The organism is Pseudomonas sp. NPDC089569 (genome assembly GCF_050280625.1).
GTDB lineage: Bacteria > Pseudomonadota > Gammaproteobacteria > Pseudomonadales > Pseudomonadaceae > Aquipseudomonas.
In genome coordinates, this window is record NZ_JBNNVQ010000011.1 from 95,807 (window position 1) to 111,046 (window position 15,240).

13 protein-coding genes are annotated in these 15,240 nt (G+C 56.3%); 8 read left to right on the top strand and 5 right to left on the bottom strand.

Features of this window, described 5'->3' with window-relative positions; translation table 11 throughout:
• Nucleotides 1-6: 6 nt before the first annotated feature.
• From ACQKP2_RS08040 to ACQKP2_RS08050, 3 genes are all read left to right on the top strand, one after another.
• On the top strand, nucleotides 7-927 hold the full coding sequence (locus tag ACQKP2_RS08040; RefSeq protein ID WP_427575728.1) for an alpha/beta hydrolase: 921 nt from the start codon (nucleotides 7-9) through the stop codon (nucleotides 925-927).
• Nucleotides 928-1,087: 160 nt separating this feature from the next.
• Nucleotides 1,088-2,236: an NADH-dependent flavin oxidoreductase gene (locus tag ACQKP2_RS08045; RefSeq protein WP_427575729.1), complete on the top strand. Its 1,149-nt coding sequence runs from the start codon at nucleotides 1,088-1,090 to the stop codon at nucleotides 2,234-2,236.
• Nucleotides 2,237-2,293: 57 nt separating this feature from the next.
• Nucleotides 2,294-2,929 (top strand): SDR family oxidoreductase, encoded by a 636-nt coding sequence (locus tag ACQKP2_RS08050; RefSeq protein ID WP_427575730.1) that lies wholly within the window; start codon nucleotides 2,294-2,296, stop codon nucleotides 2,927-2,929.
• 58 nt (nucleotides 2,930-2,987) lie between these two features.
• On the opposite strand, the gene ACQKP2_RS08055 is transcribed toward ACQKP2_RS08050, so the two are convergent.
• The 3 genes from ACQKP2_RS08055 to ACQKP2_RS08065 form a co-directional block, all read right to left on the bottom strand.
• A complete protein-coding gene (locus ACQKP2_RS08055; RefSeq protein ID WP_427575731.1) occupies nucleotides 2,988-3,908 on the bottom strand; it encodes an alpha/beta hydrolase in 921 nt (306 codons plus the stop codon).
• A gap of 151 nt (nucleotides 3,909-4,059) precedes the next feature.
• Nucleotides 4,060-5,427 carry a CaiB/BaiF CoA transferase family protein gene (locus ACQKP2_RS08060; protein WP_427575732.1) on the bottom strand — a complete coding sequence of 456 codons (1,368 nt, stop codon included), beginning with the start codon at nucleotides 5,425-5,427 and terminating at the stop codon, nucleotides 4,060-4,062.
• A 40-nt stretch (nucleotides 5,428-5,467) separates the two neighbouring features.
• The gene (locus ACQKP2_RS08065) at nucleotides 5,468-6,268 is read right to left on the bottom strand and encodes an SDR family NAD(P)-dependent oxidoreductase (RefSeq protein WP_427575733.1); all 801 of its coding nucleotides are present in this window, start codon (nucleotides 6,266-6,268) and stop codon (nucleotides 5,468-5,470) included.
• A gap of 441 nt (nucleotides 6,269-6,709) precedes the next feature.
• On the opposite strand from ACQKP2_RS08065, the gene ACQKP2_RS08070 reads away from it, so the two are divergent.
• From ACQKP2_RS08070 to ACQKP2_RS08085, 4 genes are all read left to right on the top strand, one after another.
• Nucleotides 6,710-7,765, top strand: coding sequence for a zinc-dependent alcohol dehydrogenase family protein (locus ACQKP2_RS08070; protein WP_427575734.1), 1,056 nt, complete (start codon nucleotides 6,710-6,712; stop codon nucleotides 7,763-7,765).
• Nucleotides 7,766-7,824: 59 nt separating this feature from the next.
• Nucleotides 7,825-9,285, top strand: coding sequence for an aldehyde dehydrogenase (locus ACQKP2_RS08075; RefSeq protein WP_427575735.1), 1,461 nt, complete (start codon nucleotides 7,825-7,827; stop codon nucleotides 9,283-9,285).
• Between the two features lie 596 nt (nucleotides 9,286-9,881).
• Nucleotides 9,882-11,159, top strand: a complete 1,278-nt coding sequence (locus tag ACQKP2_RS08080; protein ID WP_427575736.1) for an MFS transporter — start codon at nucleotides 9,882-9,884, stop codon at nucleotides 11,157-11,159.
• A 44-nt stretch (nucleotides 11,160-11,203) separates the two neighbouring features.
• On the top strand, nucleotides 11,204-12,391 hold the full coding sequence (locus tag ACQKP2_RS08085) for an MFS transporter (protein WP_427575737.1): 1,188 nt from the start codon (nucleotides 11,204-11,206) through the stop codon (nucleotides 12,389-12,391).
• Between the two features lie 72 nt (nucleotides 12,392-12,463).
• Here the strand turns inward: ACQKP2_RS08085 and ACQKP2_RS08090 are convergent, their stop codons facing one another.
• Nucleotides 12,464-13,378: an alpha/beta hydrolase gene (locus ACQKP2_RS08090; RefSeq protein WP_427575738.1), complete on the bottom strand. Its 915-nt coding sequence runs from the start codon at nucleotides 13,376-13,378 to the stop codon at nucleotides 12,464-12,466.
• 116 nt (nucleotides 13,379-13,494) lie between these two features.
• Here ACQKP2_RS08090 and ACQKP2_RS08095 point away from each other — a divergent pair, with 116 nt between their 5' ends.
• On the top strand, nucleotides 13,495-14,421 hold the full coding sequence (locus ACQKP2_RS08095) for a LysR family transcriptional regulator (RefSeq protein WP_427575739.1): 927 nt from the start codon (nucleotides 13,495-13,497) through the stop codon (nucleotides 14,419-14,421).
• A 242-nt stretch (nucleotides 14,422-14,663) separates the two neighbouring features.
• On the opposite strand, the gene ACQKP2_RS08100 is transcribed toward ACQKP2_RS08095, so the two are convergent.
• A partial coding sequence (locus ACQKP2_RS08100; RefSeq protein WP_427575740.1) for an oligopeptide/dipeptide ABC transporter ATP-binding protein occupies nucleotides 14,664-15,240 on the bottom strand: 577 nt, incomplete at its 5' end.

Consider the following 15,240-nt stretch of genomic DNA (forward strand, 5'->3'; position numbering starts at 1 on the left):
ACGTCAATGGAAACTGTCAGCATCCCCAACCTGTACTGGAACATCGCGGCCGACATCCACTTTCCACCCGGCTTCGATGCGCAGAAAAAATACCCCGCCATCATCAGTGCCCATCCCATTGGCAGCTGCAAGGAACAAACGTCCGGTAATGTCTACGGTGCAGCCCTGGCCAAAGAAGGTTTTGTGGTCATCGCGTTCGATGCCAGCTTCCAGGGTGCCAGTGGTGGTGAGCCTCGCTTCATCGAAGATCCAAGTCATCGTGTCGAGGATTTCCGGGTGGTGGCTGACTACTTGATGACCCTGCCTTACGTGGACGAGCAGCGCATCGGGGTGCTGGGTATCTGCGGTGGCGGTGGTTACTCGATCAATGCCGCCATGACCGAGCGACGCATCAAGGCGGTGGCGACCATTACCGGTGTGAACTACGGCCGCCTGATGCGCGAGGGGTTCAGTGGTTTCAATCCGATCGCCCTGCTGGAGTCGATCGCGGCACAGCGCACCGCGGAGGTCAGAGGTGCGGAACGGCGCGTGGACGATCTGTTGCCGCCTTCGCCGGAAGACGCCAAGCGCGTGGGGGCGATCGAGATCGACGTGTACGAGGCAACCGAGTATTACCGCACTCCACGAGGCCAGAAGCCTCATGGCCTTAACCGATCGATGCCGTCGCACCAGGGTAATGCCGTGGGCTGGGATGCGTTCCACCTTGCCGAAGTGCTGCTCACTCAACCGTTGATGGTGGTCGTGGGCGATAAGGTCGGGGCGTTTGGCGCTTACCGTGACGGCTGCGAGATCATCGGTCGTGCGGCCTCGAAAAACAAAGAGCTGGTGGTGATCCCGGGCTGGTCGCACTACGACCTGTACGACAAGCCTGAGCCAGTCGGCCAGGCCCTCGCTAAACTGGTTCCGTTCTTCAAAGACAACCTGTGATGCAACCGGCTCACCCGCAAGCCGGACACGGGCATAGCTGTGACTGGCCAAGCGGGTGAGCCCGAGCAGTGGCTTGATGTGCTCACCGTGTACTTCCCCCGATTTGCAAGATCATACCCGCCGTTGAGTAATGCTGCGGTATGCGATCAAAGAGAGTTTTATGAGCGTGAAACCTTCCACTTCATCGTTGTTCGACCCCATTGTTTTCACTAACGGCATTACCCTGCGCAATCGCGTTGCGATGGCCCCCATGACCACTTGGTCAGCAAACCCGGATGGAACCATCTCGGATCAGGAAATCGCTTATTACCGCCGTCGTGCAACGGGTGTCGGACTTGTTCTTACCGGATGTACGCATGTCATGGATAACGGCATCGGTTTTACGGATGAGTTCGCGGGTCACGAGGATCGCTTCGTACCGAGCCTGCGTCGTCTGGCTGAGGCGGCCAAGAGCGGAGGAGCGGTCGCAATACTGCAGATCTTCCACGCCGGTAATAAGGCAAATCCAGGCCTGACTCCCAATGGCGACGTCGTCAGCGCCAGCGCTCTGAATGCCTTCACGGGGCCCTTCAACAGCGGTGACGTGGTACCACGGGCACTGAGCAGCGACGAGGTCGTTTCAGTTGTTCGTGCCTTTGGCCAGACGACACGTCGCGCCATTGAGGCGGGATTCGATGGGATTGAGCTGCATGGCGCTCATGGATTTCTCTTGCAGAACTTCCTGTCGCCCAAATTCAATCAGCGCAACGATGAGTGGGGCGGTTCTCTTGAGGGACGCTTGAGTTTTCCTCTCGCAGTTTTACGCGAGGTAAAGCGTGTGATTGACGCGCATGCCGTTCGACCATTTCTGGTGGGTTATCGTCTTTCTCCTGAAGAGTCTGGAGAGGATGGGCTACGTCTCGATGACACATGCACACTGATCGACCGACTGATCGACAACGGCATTGACTACATCCACGCGTCGCTGGTCGATGTATTACGTGCCACGCCGCTCGATGCCGCCAGCGGACGATTGACTGCGAGCCTGATTGTCGAACACGTCGCTCAACGCGTCCCTGTCATCGCCGCAGGACAAATCAGGACTCCAGATCAGGCAGATGAAGCCCTTGCACTTGGCTTGACACTGGTCGCGATCGGCAAGGGCCTGGTAATGAATCCACAATGGGTTGAACAAGCCATGCAGCAAGCGCCGCTCACAACAGAGCTGAGTAGTAGTGATGTAGATGATCTGGATATTCCTGACAATCTTTGGATGACAATACAAGCAACGACGGGTTGGTTTCCTCTGCGTCGACACGCTGGCGACTGAATTGATACCCGTTTTGAGGGTGCTGAACCCACCGATTTCCCTTTACGAGGTCAAACCATGAAGAACGTACTCATCCTCGGTGCCAGCGGACAAATTGCTCGATGGGTTGTCCAGATGCTGGCCGACCGTTCTGATATTGCAATGACGTTGCTGGTGCGTAACCCGGGCAAACTCTCGGGTACCGAACCCAGGAACGCGCACGTCGTGATCGGCGATGTGCTGGATAAGACCCTGCTCCCACAGATAATGAAGGGGCAGGATATCGTCTATGCCAACCTGGCAGGTGAAGTGGATTTACAGACAGAGCATATTCTGGCGGCGATGCAGGCTACGGGAGTGTCGCGACTTATCTTTGTAAACTCCTTAGGTATTTATGATGAAGTACCGGGTGCGTTCGGTGAGTGGAATCGAACCGAGATCGGACAGTACCTTCCACCTTATCGTCGGTCTGCTGATCTGATCGAGAAGTCCAGCGTGAACTACACGATTCTCCGGGCTGCCTGGCTGAGCGACTTGGACGAGGTCGACTATGAGACGACGGGCAAAAATGATTCCTTCAAAGGAACAGAGGTATCGCGTAAAAGCGTAGCGGCGCTGGTCACCGATATTATTGAGCACCCGGAGCACTTCGCCAGGGGGAACATCGGGGTCAATAAGCCCAACTCGGATGGGGACAAACCTGGCTTTATGTAAAGAGAAACTGTGCAGATGGCACCCGCGGGTGCCATCTGTCGAAGGGAGTATCAAAGCTTCACAGGTTGTCTTTAAAGAACGGAACCAGCTTAGCGAGGGCCTGGCCCACCGGCTCAGGTTTGTCGTACAGGTCGTAGTGCGACCAACCCGGTACCACCACCAGTTCTTTGTTTTTCGAGGCCGCGCGACCGATGATCTCGCAGCCGTCACGGTAGGCACCGAACGCGCCGACCTTGTCGCCCACGACGACCATGAGAGGTTGGGTCAGCAACACCTCGGCAAGGTGGAACGCATCCCAGCCCACGGCATTGCCCTGATGCGACAGCAGAGAACGGTTGCGGCCATTGGGCTTCTGGCCACGTGGCGTGCGGTAATACTCGGTTGCCTCGTACACGTCGATCTCGGTCGCCCCCATGCGCTTGGCATCTTCCGGCGAAGGCGGCAACAGATCGTCCACGCGCCGTTCCGCACCTCTGACCTCCGCAGTGCGCTGTGCCGCGATCGACTCCAGCAGGGCGATCGGATTGAAACCACTGAACCCCTCGCGCATCAGGCGGCCGTAGTTCACACCGGTAATGGTCGCCACCGCCTTGATGCGTCGCTCGGTCATGGCGGCATTGATCGAGTAACCACCGCCGCCACAGATACCCAGCACCCCGATGCGTTGTTCGTCCACGTAAGGCAGGGTCATCAAGTAGTCGGCCACCACGCGGAAATCCTCGACACGGTGACTTGGATCTTCGATGAAGCGAGGTTCACCACCACTGGCACCCTGGAAGCTGGCATCGAACGCGATGACTACAAAACCTTCTTTGGCCAGGGCTGCACCGTAGACATTACCGGAGGTTTGCTCCTTGCAACTGCCAATGGGATGGGCACTGATGATGGCTGGGTATTTTTTCTGTGCATCGAAACCGGGTGGAAAAAGGATGTCGGCCGCGATGTTCCAGTTCAGGTTGGGGACGTTGACAGTTTCCATGGACATGCACCTCGTAGAACGTGGTCAGTGTGGACACGGCGTAAACCCGTGTGGTTGCGGGTGAAGGCAATTGCAGGATGACAGTGGAGCAGGGCGATAGCCTGTAACTCAGCATGAGTTGTGCTGACTATCGCTTCATTAGCGCGATTATTCAGTTGGTAATCGCCATGGCACCTCCCGCTTCCAGCACTACTGCGACTTCGTCCTGTGCGAAGCCGTATTCGCGTAATAGTTCGATGGTATGTTCGCCCAGGCGTGGCGCGGGGAAACGCAGTGTTCCTGGGCTGGCACTCCATTCGTGAGCAAGGCCGATGGTGCGAATTCGCCCTTCACTAGGGTGATCCTGCTCTTCAAAGAAATTCACGGCCTTCATGTGCTCATCATCAAGCAACGATTCAGGCGTGTTCATTTGCATCACGCAAATATCTGCCTCTATGAGCAGATCTACCCATTCGGCGCTGGTTCTGGTCTTGAAAGTGTGCGAAAGGAACTCGTACAACTCGCTCATATGCTGTGCCCGGCTGTGAACGTCGATATAACGTTCGTCCTGGGCCATATCCGGCCGGCCAACGGCTTCAAACAGACGTTGCCAATGACGGTCAGTATAGATCTCCACGCTCAGATAGCTGTCCTTGGTAGGAAACGGCCGCCGCTCGGGGCTGGTCATGCGCGCATAACCCCAATCCCCAAGCGGTGGGACAAACGTATGACCATACATATGGTCACCCATAACGAAGTGGGCAAATGTTTCGAACATGGGCACCGACACCGATTGGCCCTGGCCTGTCTGTCCACGAAAGTGCAGGGCTGCCAGGATCGCGTTGCTGGTGGCCATACCGACGATGCGATCGGCAATCGCTGTGCCGACATAACTGGGAGGACCATCGGTCTTGCGGCTTTGCACCATCGGCACACCAACGGCGGCCTGTATCAAATTGTCATATGCCGGACGTTCAGCGTAGGGGCCGCGCTGTCCAAACCCGAAGGCACCGCAGTAAATGATCCGTGGATTGAGTGCCTTAACCTGCTCATAGGAGAGCCCTAGCCGCGCCATCGCATTGGGACGAAGGCTAAAGAGAAGCACATCAGCGGTGATGATCATGCGTTTAAGTGCGTCGAGCCCACTGGGTTGCTTCAGGTTCAAAACGAGGCTGCGTTTGTTGCGGTTCAAGTGCAGGAAAATTGCCGCCATGCCCTTGTTGCGGCTGGGCCCGACATTTCGAGTCGTATCGCCTTCAGGAGCCTCGATTTTGCATATGTCCGCACCCATGTCCCCCAGAAGGAGAGATGCATAAGGCCCCATGAAATTTGAGGTGAGATCCAGCACCCGGATACCGGTCAGAGGGCCGAAGAGTTTGTTTTGTTCTGTTCGGGATGCATCACTCGCACATTGATTCGACATACCGCATTGCTCCTGTTCTTGTAATTGCACCAGGCGAAAACCTGACGTGGCATTGAGATGGGTATCAGCGCAAGTTTCGAGGCGATTCAGACCAACTTGCAGTTTGCGAACGATCATTCGAAATGCTGAAACAACAAGCGCTGGTAAACATGCCGACTCAATGAATTGTCAGGCCGCCTGTAGGGCTGATCGTGGCGCCTGTGAGATAGGCCGCATCCTCTGAAGCCAGGAACGCCACGACCCCACCGATATCCCCTGGCGCTGCGACACCGAATGGGCTGCTGGCCACGATCTTTTCGTACTGCTTGCGGTGATGCTCGGAAATGCCTCCTTCCTGGCCCCAGGCGGCGTCCCACGAGGGGGTGTCACGAACAACCGTGACACAGACGCAGTTGACCCGGATCTTGTCTCTGGCCAGCTCTTTTGACAGGACCTTGCTCGCCATAATCAACCCGCCCGAGAATGTAGCGATGGCAGTTTGTCCGGGGGTTGGAGACCTGCCGCCTTCGGAGGTTACGAACACGACGCTACCGCCACCACGCTGGCGCATGTAGGGCACCGCGGCTTGCACGACCAGCAGCTTTGCCGAAACGGCTTGTGCAACAAATTGAGTGACTCGCTCCAGGTCGATATCAGTGAATCGCCCGCGTACTTGCGGTTGCCGAGCTTCATCATCGTTGCCCCCGGCGTTAGGCACTACGATGTCGATCCCACCGAAGCGGCGTACCGCTTCAGCTGCTACTGTCTCCATATCGCTTCTGGATCGCACGTCCCCTGCAACAAAGCAGCCCTCGCCACCCAGCGCGCGGATTTGCTCAAGTACGGCCTGCGCCTTCTCTTCATTCCTACCGTTGATGACGACCCGAGCACCACGAGCAGCGAGCTGCAATGCCACCCCCTTACCGATACCGCCAGTACCGCCGGTTACGATGGCGACTTTACCTTCGAGATTGTTCATTGCTGACGAGCCCTTAACTGCATTGTCGAGGCTGCCGGTGCCATGCACCGCGCAGGTTTTTGATGAGTGGCAGATCCAAGGGTAGGTCCCGATACGCTTCCTTCCAACTTGTGCTTTACGAAGTCCTGATTCGAGTGTGCTGAAGTTTCTCTCTGCGGGAAGAAGGCAAGGCGCCACTTCTGCGGTCAGCCACGGCTGATGTTTCGGCTGAACATTTCGTAATGGGGGTTCTGCTTCACGCTTGATGAATCGGCGATTCGATTTATAGCGTTTGCTTCCCAGTGATGAGTGCTCTTAGGCTCAAATCAGAAGAGATATAGCCAGGCCCGCTGCTGGCCTTGTGCTCGACCAATTTCGCTCATGGGCAAACCTGAAGGATTGCGTGAACAAAGCGTCGGCACGTCACTACCAACAATAATCAAACGATGCTGAGGGCGATAAATGCGAGGCATGATTTTCAAGGGGCAATGCGAAGTCGAGGTCATGGATTTTGCTGACCCGACACCGGGGCCCGGAGAGGCCATCATTGAGATGAAAGCCTCCGGGATGTGTGGCACCGACCTGCATTACTACCGCCATGGCATGTATGAAGCCCTCGGCATGCTGGGTCTGAAGGATCGAGCACGTGCCGGCGACATCATTGGTGGGCATGAGCCCTGTGGGGTGATTGCCGCAGTCGGCGCCGGTGTTGACGAGCGGGCATTCAAGCCCGGTGACCGCGTGATTGTCTTTCACTACAAAGGTTGCAGTCACTGTGACCATTGCCGTACCGGCTGGACCCAGCTGTGTGATCACGGCGCCGATATTTACGGCGTGCTGAACCATGGTGGTCACGCCAACTACATGAAGGTTCCGGTTTCATCCCTGATTCACCTTCCCCAAGACATTTCGTTCAAAGGCGGCGCCGCCATTGCTTGTGGTACAGGTACTGCCTATGGCGCTTTGCTGCGCCTTGGCGTCACGGCGCGCGATACGCTGGCCATTTACGGCCTGGGGCCTGTCGGGCTTTCCGCTGCACAACTAGCGGCAGCGATGGGTGTCGAGGTTATTGGCGTTGACATCAATGCCGATCGTTTACGTAACGCGAAAGCGTTTGGTGTAACGCATGCCATCGATGCCAGCAGATTCGACCCGGTCGAGGAGATCCATAAGCTCACACTCGGCAAAGGGGTTTCTTGCGCCATGGAGTGTGCCGGCGGCGAGATTCCCCGGGGCCAGGCCGTCCGTAGTACCAGCATATGGGGACGGATTGCCTTGGTGTCGGTAGGCGGAAATCTGAGTCTGGATGTCATGAAGGATCTGATCGGTAAACAACGAACATTGGTGGGCTCGTTCACGGTATCGGAGGTTGGCATGAAGGACTGCGCGCACTTTATCGCCGCCCATGGTGTCGAGGTAGACAGGCTGTTTACCCATGAATGGACACTCGAGCAAGCCGGCGAAGCCTATGCCGACTTCAACAATCAAACGGGCGGCAAAGGCGTGTTCGTGTTCTGACTGAACCTTGCTCCGGCCAAGCCGATCAATAGCGCTATTTGCGTCAATTGGAGATTGTCATGACGAAAAAAACCATTTCACTGAAACACCCCGATCGCCTGTTCATTGGCGGTGAGTGGGTTGTGCCTGCCACATCGGAAACATTTGATGTACTTGATTGCTCAACCGAGGAAGTCGTCGCCACTGTGGCAAAAGCGTCTTCTCAGGATATGCAACGGGCGATCGCGGCAGCGCGTGAGGCGTTCGACCGAGGCCCCTGGCCTCGCCTGAGTCCGCAGGAGCGTGGCGTCTATCTTGAAAAAATTGCCGAGCGTCTCGAGGCACTGAATGACAGTTTCGCGCGCATCTGGTCGATCGAAACAGGCATTGTCTACAAGATCGCCCAGCCGCGCATCGGCCTGTTCATTAGTGGAGCGTTTCGACAATACGCATCGATGGCCTCAACCTTTGCCTTTAGCGAAGAACATCGGTCAGTGACTGGAAATCCGGCCTATCGCGTTTATGAGCCGGTCGGCGTTGTTGGGCAGATAATCCCCTGGAATGGTCCGGCGGGATTGATGGCCTATAAAACAGCACCGGCACTCCTGGCAGGCTGCACAATGGTGATCAAGTCACCACCTGAAGCACCGTGCTCCGCCTACCTGCTCGCAGAAATCTGTGAAGATATCGGGCTTCCACCTGGTGTGATCAACGTTGTCACAGCGGACCGGGATGTGTCTGAAGAATTGGTCCGTCATCCGGGCGTGGACAAGATCACCTTTACCGGATCCACGGCTGCCGGTCGCAGGATCGCGTCCATCGCCGGTGACCGGGTCGCGCGCGTTACCTTGGAACTGGGGGGCAAATCGCCGGCGCTGGTACTCGACGACTATGACATCGCAACGGCTGCGGCCACCTTGGGTAACTCCTACTTTGGCTACAACACCGGCCAGATCTGTCATAGCCTGACCCGCGTAATAGTGCCACGTGCCAAGCATGATCAAATGGCGCAAGCACTGTCGGACATCGCGAGCAAGATCGTCATCGGCGATCCGTTTGCCACCGATACCACCTCAGGCCCGCTTGCAAGTGCTCGTCAGCGGGAAACCGTTGAGCGATTTGTAGCGAAAGGCATCGCCGAGGGCAGCACCCTCATGACCGGGGGGAAGCGTCCCGAGCATCTGGACAAAGGATTTTTCTTCGAGCCTACAGTCTTCGCCAATGTCGACAATCGCTCCACCATTGCCCAGGAAGAGATTTTTGGACCGGTGCTTTGCGTCATTCCTGCAGATAGTGAAGCTGATGCCATTCGCATGGCGAACGACACGCCATTTGGGCTTAACGCTGCGGTCTTCACCAATGACCGTGAAAAGGCATTGCACGTGGCGCGACAGATTCGATCAGGCACAGTAGGCCACAATGGACCTCGCACCGATTTTTCAATCGGCTTTGGTGGGTTCAAACAGTCGGGAATTGGCCGAGAGGGTGGCGTAGAAGGCTTGATGGCATTCATGGAATCGAAAACCATCGTACTGGCCTGACCTTCGACGATTGTGCCTGGCTATTGATCGGCAGGGCGCTCGCATCCATTGCGGCGCCTCTTAAGCCGAGTGACCGCATATCTATTCTTCCGACTCGCGGACATACCTATCCGCACGTAATGATCGACGTTCGCAGTGGAGCATCATCTTCATCGTCGCTGTCGACGCGTTTTACCACCCTTGCCTGGTAGCCAGTTAGCTTTGGCAAGCGTAGGCGCGCACGATCAACGTCACTAAACGATAACGAGAGCAGCCTTGCTCTCGTCACGTGCTGATACTTCGACGCTGCTCGCAGGTATCCACTTCAGCACACCTCCTTCAGATCAAGTTTGCTCAAGCGAAGAGGGCGGGGGACATCTCCAAACCTTACGTTTCGAAATAAACACTCTCAACGTTCTCTAAGCGCCCGGCCTTCTTTAGGCAAGGGAATGCCTGGCATGCATTGGTTCGAGCTCGATTCGTAGCGAGAGAAGCGGTACTTCATGCATTGCCAATTGGATAATCAAACACAATCGCTAAACATCTCGCCATCCAACAACAATAACCAGGCATCACGTTGCGCTTTGACGCATCTGACAAGCTTGGATGGAGGCGAGATGCAGCACACGATTACCCGTACGCGTAGTGGTCTGTTTGTGGCGATATTGTGTTTCATGACGATCGTGGCTGATGGCTACGATCTTATTGTCTACGGCGCCACTGTTCCAAGTCTCTTGCTTGAGCCTGGCTGGAACATGACGCCCGCGATCGCAGGCATGATAGGCGGCTGGACGTTGGCAGGGTTGATGGTAGGGTTCTTGTTGGCTGGTTGGCTCACCGATCGGATTGGACGTCGTAAACTCATCCTTGCTGGAATTTTCTGGTTTTCCATCGGTTCGATAGCGTGCGCCCTTGCACCTTCGGCGCAGGCGTTGGGTATCGCCCGATTCATGACCGGCATCGGTCTCGGCGGCGTGATCCCTTGCACGGTCGCCCTAACGGTCGAGTTTGCGCCGAGAAATCGCCGTCAGCTCTACAACGGTTTCATGTTAACCGGCTACTCGGTGGGCGGCATCGTCTCAGCGCTTCTTGCCCTCTGGCTCCTACCCGATCACAGCTGGCGAGTCCTGTATGGTATCGGCGGCTTGTATATGCTGATCCTTCCAGTGATGTATTTCTATCTACCCGAGTCTGTCAGCTATCTGGCAGGCCGGGGGCGCCTTGATGAAGCAAGGAAGTTGGCGGATCAATACTCGATTGACCTGGACGCATTACTCAGGGAGGAGAGCTCGCACCGGCTGCAACAAAAGTCGCGTGGCTACCGACTGCTGTTGAACCCTGCCTTCCGCCCTGCGACAGCGATGTTCGTCGTAGTCATGTTCTGTTCACAACTGGTCATTTATGGCCTCAACATGTGGTTGCCGCACTTGATGCGAGAGGCCGGCTATCCACTCGGATCGTCCTTGCAATTTCTGCTGTTACTCCAATGTGGTGCAGTAGCGGGCATGCTGGGCGGCTCAACTTTAGCTGACAGGTTTGGCGCAAAAAAAGTCGCGGTGCCGTTGTTCCTGGTCGGCGCATCGTCCCTGCTGTTGTTGAGCCAGAAGCTGGGCTTCAACGCATTGATGGCGGCCGTGGTCGGAGCTGGGTTCGGCATCCTCGGTGCATACACCTTGATCTACGGATTCATCGCCGCGCATTTCCCCGCATCCTGCCGAGGTGCCGCAGTGGGGGCCATCCTGGGCATCGGTCGAACGGGCTCCATTCTCGGCCCAATGTTGGGGGGCTGGATCATCGGCATGAACCTGGGGCTGCAATGGAGCTTCTATGCCTTCGCTATTCCGGCGGTGATCGCTGCGGTCTTCGTCGCGCTGATTCCCAAGAAAGTGTTGTAGTGCTGCCGTCTGGTAGCGATGTGAATTGAGATGGAGCGAGTCTTATGGGTCAAATCCATCGGCATCGACCAGACTGTTTGAATGTTCGTGGTCTGGTGAGTTTCATGGGCACGTTGGCGATCGCGGGGCTGAATATTTCAGCCCTGGGTTCGGCTCGCCTGGTGGTGCCGCTGATAGCTCTTTCACTGGGGGCCAGCGCTACGCTTGTGGGGGGCATTGCAGCGGCCTTCACTGCTGTGCCCATGGTGCTGAGTGTGCCATACGGGCGCTGGCTGGATCGCGCGGGAACCTTGATACCGATGATCAGCGCAGCGCTGCTCATCGTTGTCGCAACTGTGATGTTTTGCCTGTACCCGAACAGGTACGCGCTGGTATTTGTTTCGGGACTTGTAGGTGCGGGGGCGGTCTTCACGCATATGGCTGCCACCCGCGCTGTTGGCTCAATCGCGACTGAGGAGCAGAGACCTCGCTATCTGGGATACCTGGTTCTCAGTTACTCGTTATTCCAGTTGATTGCTCCTGTCTTGGTGGGAGCAACCTATCAACATCATGGTTCAAAAGCTGCAATCACGCTGGTAGGAGGGTTCTCCATCCTATCGGTTCTCGCGATTTGTCTTCGTATGCATCATTTCCGGCATGAAAGACGTAGGCCTGTCGTCAGTCCGCCACGCCAAGGCATCTCGCCCTTGTTTCGCGTACCTGGTCTTATGGTCTGGATATTGGTGAGCAGTCTGTTTTTTGCGGCGCAAACGATCTTCCCGTTTGTGGTGTCACTGCATACTGTGGCCGTTGGCCTTTCTCCTACCGATGCGGGTTGGTTGCTCGGAGCTTTTGCCGGTGGCGCATTTATCTCAAGATTTTTCACACCTGTCCTTACTCGATTTGCCAAGCCACGAGCGACGTTGGTCGCTGCGATGATCACCGGGGCGACCATCTATGCGGTGATACCCTTTGCCCATCAAATGGTGACCCTCAGCATCCTGAGCTGCGCGCTCGGGATGCCATTGGGCGTCGGTGTCCCGGTCTCCTTGGCAATGATTTATGACGCTGCGCCCGCAGACCGAGTGAATGAATCGGTGGGGTTATCAATGACCGTTAACAACTGCCTTCAGACTATTTTCCCGCTCGTACTGGGCGCATTCGTCCACACGTTTGGCATCGCACCGATGGTGCTGGCTTTTTCTCTGGTCATGACCAGTTGTGCAATTTTGAGCGCTCGAAGCAAGATTTGAGCATCAAAAAGATGCAGCGCAACGGAGATGATGCGCTGCACAGCCCCGTCGCGCTGACCAGGCAAAAGGGGATCAAAGGCGGCTAAGAAAGAACGAGGTCAGCACTGTGATCGCTTCGTCCACGTAGGGCTGCTTGTCGTACAGTGACATGTGGTTGGCACCCTCGATCAAATGCATGTGCTTATCGTTGCTGGCGGCACGGGAGAATAGATCGTCGCTCATCCATTTGCTTCCGGCCTGGCTACCAGCAACGATCTGTAAAGGCTGGGTCAAAAACGCTTCGGCTTTATGGTAGGCGTCGTAAGGGATGATCTGAGTCAAACTGCGAGCTGTCATGAAACCCGGAGCATTAGGGTGCTGGCAGCGCGGGGTGTGGTAATACTCCCAGGCCTCCCGCAACTCCTCATTGGGGGCATCTTCCTCGCGCATGGGGGCCAGCGGCAGAATGGCCAGTTCGGTTTCGCTGGCATCGCCGGTACGAGCCTGCGAACCGTGCTCAAGGTATGGCAGGGCCTCACTGTCCTTGACGGTGTTTTCCCAACCATTACGGAACATCTGGCCAATATTGACCGCGCTCACCGTGCCGACGGCTTTGATACGCCGGTCATTGATGGCCGCATTGGCGGCGTAGCCAGCACCGGCACATATGCCCATGGCAGCAATTCGATTCTGATCAACATAGGGCAGGGTGGTCAGGTAATCGACTACAGCGCTGATGTCTTCGGTACGGATATACGGGTTTTCCAGCTGGCGCGGAAAACCGGTACTTTCACCTTGATAAGAAGCATCGAAGGCGATGGCCAGCAGCCCTTGCTCAGCCAGCTTTTGAGCGTAAAGACCGGACGCCTGTTCCTTTACGCCCCCGCCAGGATGCGCAACGACGATCACCGGGTACTGTTTGCTTACATCAAATCCGACAGGCTGATGGATAACGGCGGCGAGCGTGATGCCCTGGCCGTTAAGACTGTGGATACGGAAGTTTTGCATGACGCTGGCTCCTGGTGTGAACGGCAAGATGTCGCTCGATGAAAGGATAGTAGTCTGAGATTTGATATGAAAAAATGAGCAAAAATTGAACTGACTCGTCAGGAATACTGAACAATATGTCTATCAATCCCACATTACTTCCGGCACTCGCCTGGTTCGTCCATATCGCCCGTCACCGCAGTTTCACCAAGGCTGCAATGGAAATGGAGATGTCCCGCGCGGCGCTGTCACAACACCTCAAAGGACTCGAACAACAGCTGAATGTACGGCTTTTACACCGTACAACACGCGACATGTCGCTAACCGAGGAAGGTCAACGTCTATACGATGCGGTGGCCCCTGCGCTGAAAATGATCGACACCGCCGTTACTGAGCTAGGGGAGGTGCAGTCCGCTCCGGCCGGGCTGATCAGAGTGAATACCTCCCGTATCGCGGCCAGGACTTTGCTTGAACCTCATCTGGGCGAACTCTTCGAGCGTTACCCAGGCTTGCGTCTGGAAATGACGCTCAATGACGGATTCGCCAATATCATTTCCGACGGTGCGGATGTGGGTATCCGATTAGGAGAAAGTCTGGATGAGCACATGGTGGCAGTACCGATAACTCCCCGCATTGAGATGGCAGTTGTCGGGTCGCCGACTTACTTCAAGCGTTACGGTATCCCTCAAACGCCCGCTGAACTGATCCAGCACAACTGCCTTGCCTATCGCTTTACGAGCAGTGGGACAATTGATCGCTGGTCTTTCAGTACGCCGGATGCTGGTGGGCACACCCAGGTATTCGAGCCACGCGGAAGCGCCGTATTCAATGACGACGAGAGCATGCTGAAGGCGGCGTTACAGGGAGTGGGACTGATCAAATACCTCGACATCTGCATTCGCGAGCAATTGGCCTCAGGCGAGCTGGTGCGGGTGTTACAGCCTTGGTGCCAGCCGTTTGCAGGGTTTTATCTCTATACGCCGACACGAGCGCAAATGCCGGCCAAGGTGCGAGCATTAATCGATTTTATGATCGAAAAACGCGCACAATTGGGACAGTCTTAGGGGTTATTTCCGCATCTTTAATCCCTTAACGGATCGGGCACCCAATTGGGAGACGGCGCCTCTGACCACCACAACATGACTTAGGCCGCAACATAACCAGCGAAGTCATCGCATACCAGCTTACCGTTCCAGTCGCCCAGGAAGTTGTACGCATGTTCCTCAGCATGTGGTTGGCGTGACTGATAAGCCATAACCCAAACCCTGTAGGAGCGAGCAAGCTCGCCCCCTTGGGATCAATCGCTTTAGCGGATTTGCAAAGTGGGAGATGATCGCCCTGTTACCAGCGGAAATCGCAGGTTTGCCGTGTCGTCCGTTCGATAAATCAGCTCACTGACCGGGATATGGCAGCGGATGAACCCGTAAGGCGTGGCTTGCGCTGGCGGACGGCTTTGTGCACAGACTTCGCCCAACTGTCTTGGACAGCGGCCCGCCAGCGGGCAACCGCTGCCGGCAATGGATCGCGAGTCCGGCATCGCCGGTGCTTGCGCAACGTAATCGTCCTTGCGCAGGCCGGGCGCCGCATGCAGCAGCATTTCCGTGTAGGGGTGCAAAGGTGAATTGAAGAGAGCGTCTGAATCGACCATCTGCATCAGTTCGCCGCGATACAGCACCGCGATTCTGTCCGCCAGCTGCCGCACGACCGCAAGGTCATGGGAGATGAACAACATGGCCACCGAATGCTGCTCCTTGAGCGTCATGAGCAGTTCGACGATTCTGGTCTGCACCGATACATCGAGCGCCGAGAGGATTTCATCGCAAATCAGCAGTTTTGGATTGACCAGCAAGGCCCGGGCGATTGCCACGCGCTGGCGTTCGCCG

What these genes read in the sequence shown, in the direction of transcription:
- ACQKP2_RS08040 (WP_427575728.1), top strand. Translation starts at nt 7, where the DNA reads ATGGAAACTGTCAGCATCCCCAACCTGTACTGGAACATCGCGGCCGAC.
- ACQKP2_RS08045 (WP_427575729.1), top strand. Translation starts at nt 1,088, where the DNA reads ATGAGCGTGAAACCTTCCACTTCATCGTTGTTCGACCCCATTGTTTTC.
- ACQKP2_RS08050 (WP_427575730.1), top strand. Translation starts at nt 2,294, where the DNA reads ATGAAGAACGTACTCATCCTCGGTGCCAGCGGACAAATTGCTCGATGG.
- ACQKP2_RS08055 (WP_427575731.1), bottom strand. Translation starts at nt 3,908, where the DNA reads ATGGAAACTGTCAACGTCCCCAACCTGAACTGGAACATCGCGGCCGAC.
- ACQKP2_RS08060 (WP_427575732.1), bottom strand. Translation starts at nt 5,427, where the DNA reads ATGATCGTTCGCAAACTGCAAGTTGGTCTGAATCGCCTCGAAACTTGC.
- ACQKP2_RS08065 (WP_427575733.1), bottom strand. Translation starts at nt 6,268, where the DNA reads ATGAACAATCTCGAAGGTAAAGTCGCCATCGTAACCGGCGGTACTGGC.
- ACQKP2_RS08070 (WP_427575734.1), top strand. Translation starts at nt 6,710, where the DNA reads ATGCGAGGCATGATTTTCAAGGGGCAATGCGAAGTCGAGGTCATGGAT.
- ACQKP2_RS08075 (WP_427575735.1), top strand. Translation starts at nt 7,825, where the DNA reads ATGACGAAAAAAACCATTTCACTGAAACACCCCGATCGCCTGTTCATT.
- ACQKP2_RS08080 (WP_427575736.1), top strand. Translation starts at nt 9,882, where the DNA reads ATGCAGCACACGATTACCCGTACGCGTAGTGGTCTGTTTGTGGCGATA.
- ACQKP2_RS08085 (WP_427575737.1), top strand. Translation starts at nt 11,204, where the DNA reads ATGGGTCAAATCCATCGGCATCGACCAGACTGTTTGAATGTTCGTGGT.
- ACQKP2_RS08090 (WP_427575738.1), bottom strand. Translation starts at nt 13,378, where the DNA reads ATGCAAAACTTCCGTATCCACAGTCTTAACGGCCAGGGCATCACGCTC.
- ACQKP2_RS08095 (WP_427575739.1), top strand. Translation starts at nt 13,495, where the DNA reads ATGTCTATCAATCCCACATTACTTCCGGCACTCGCCTGGTTCGTCCAT.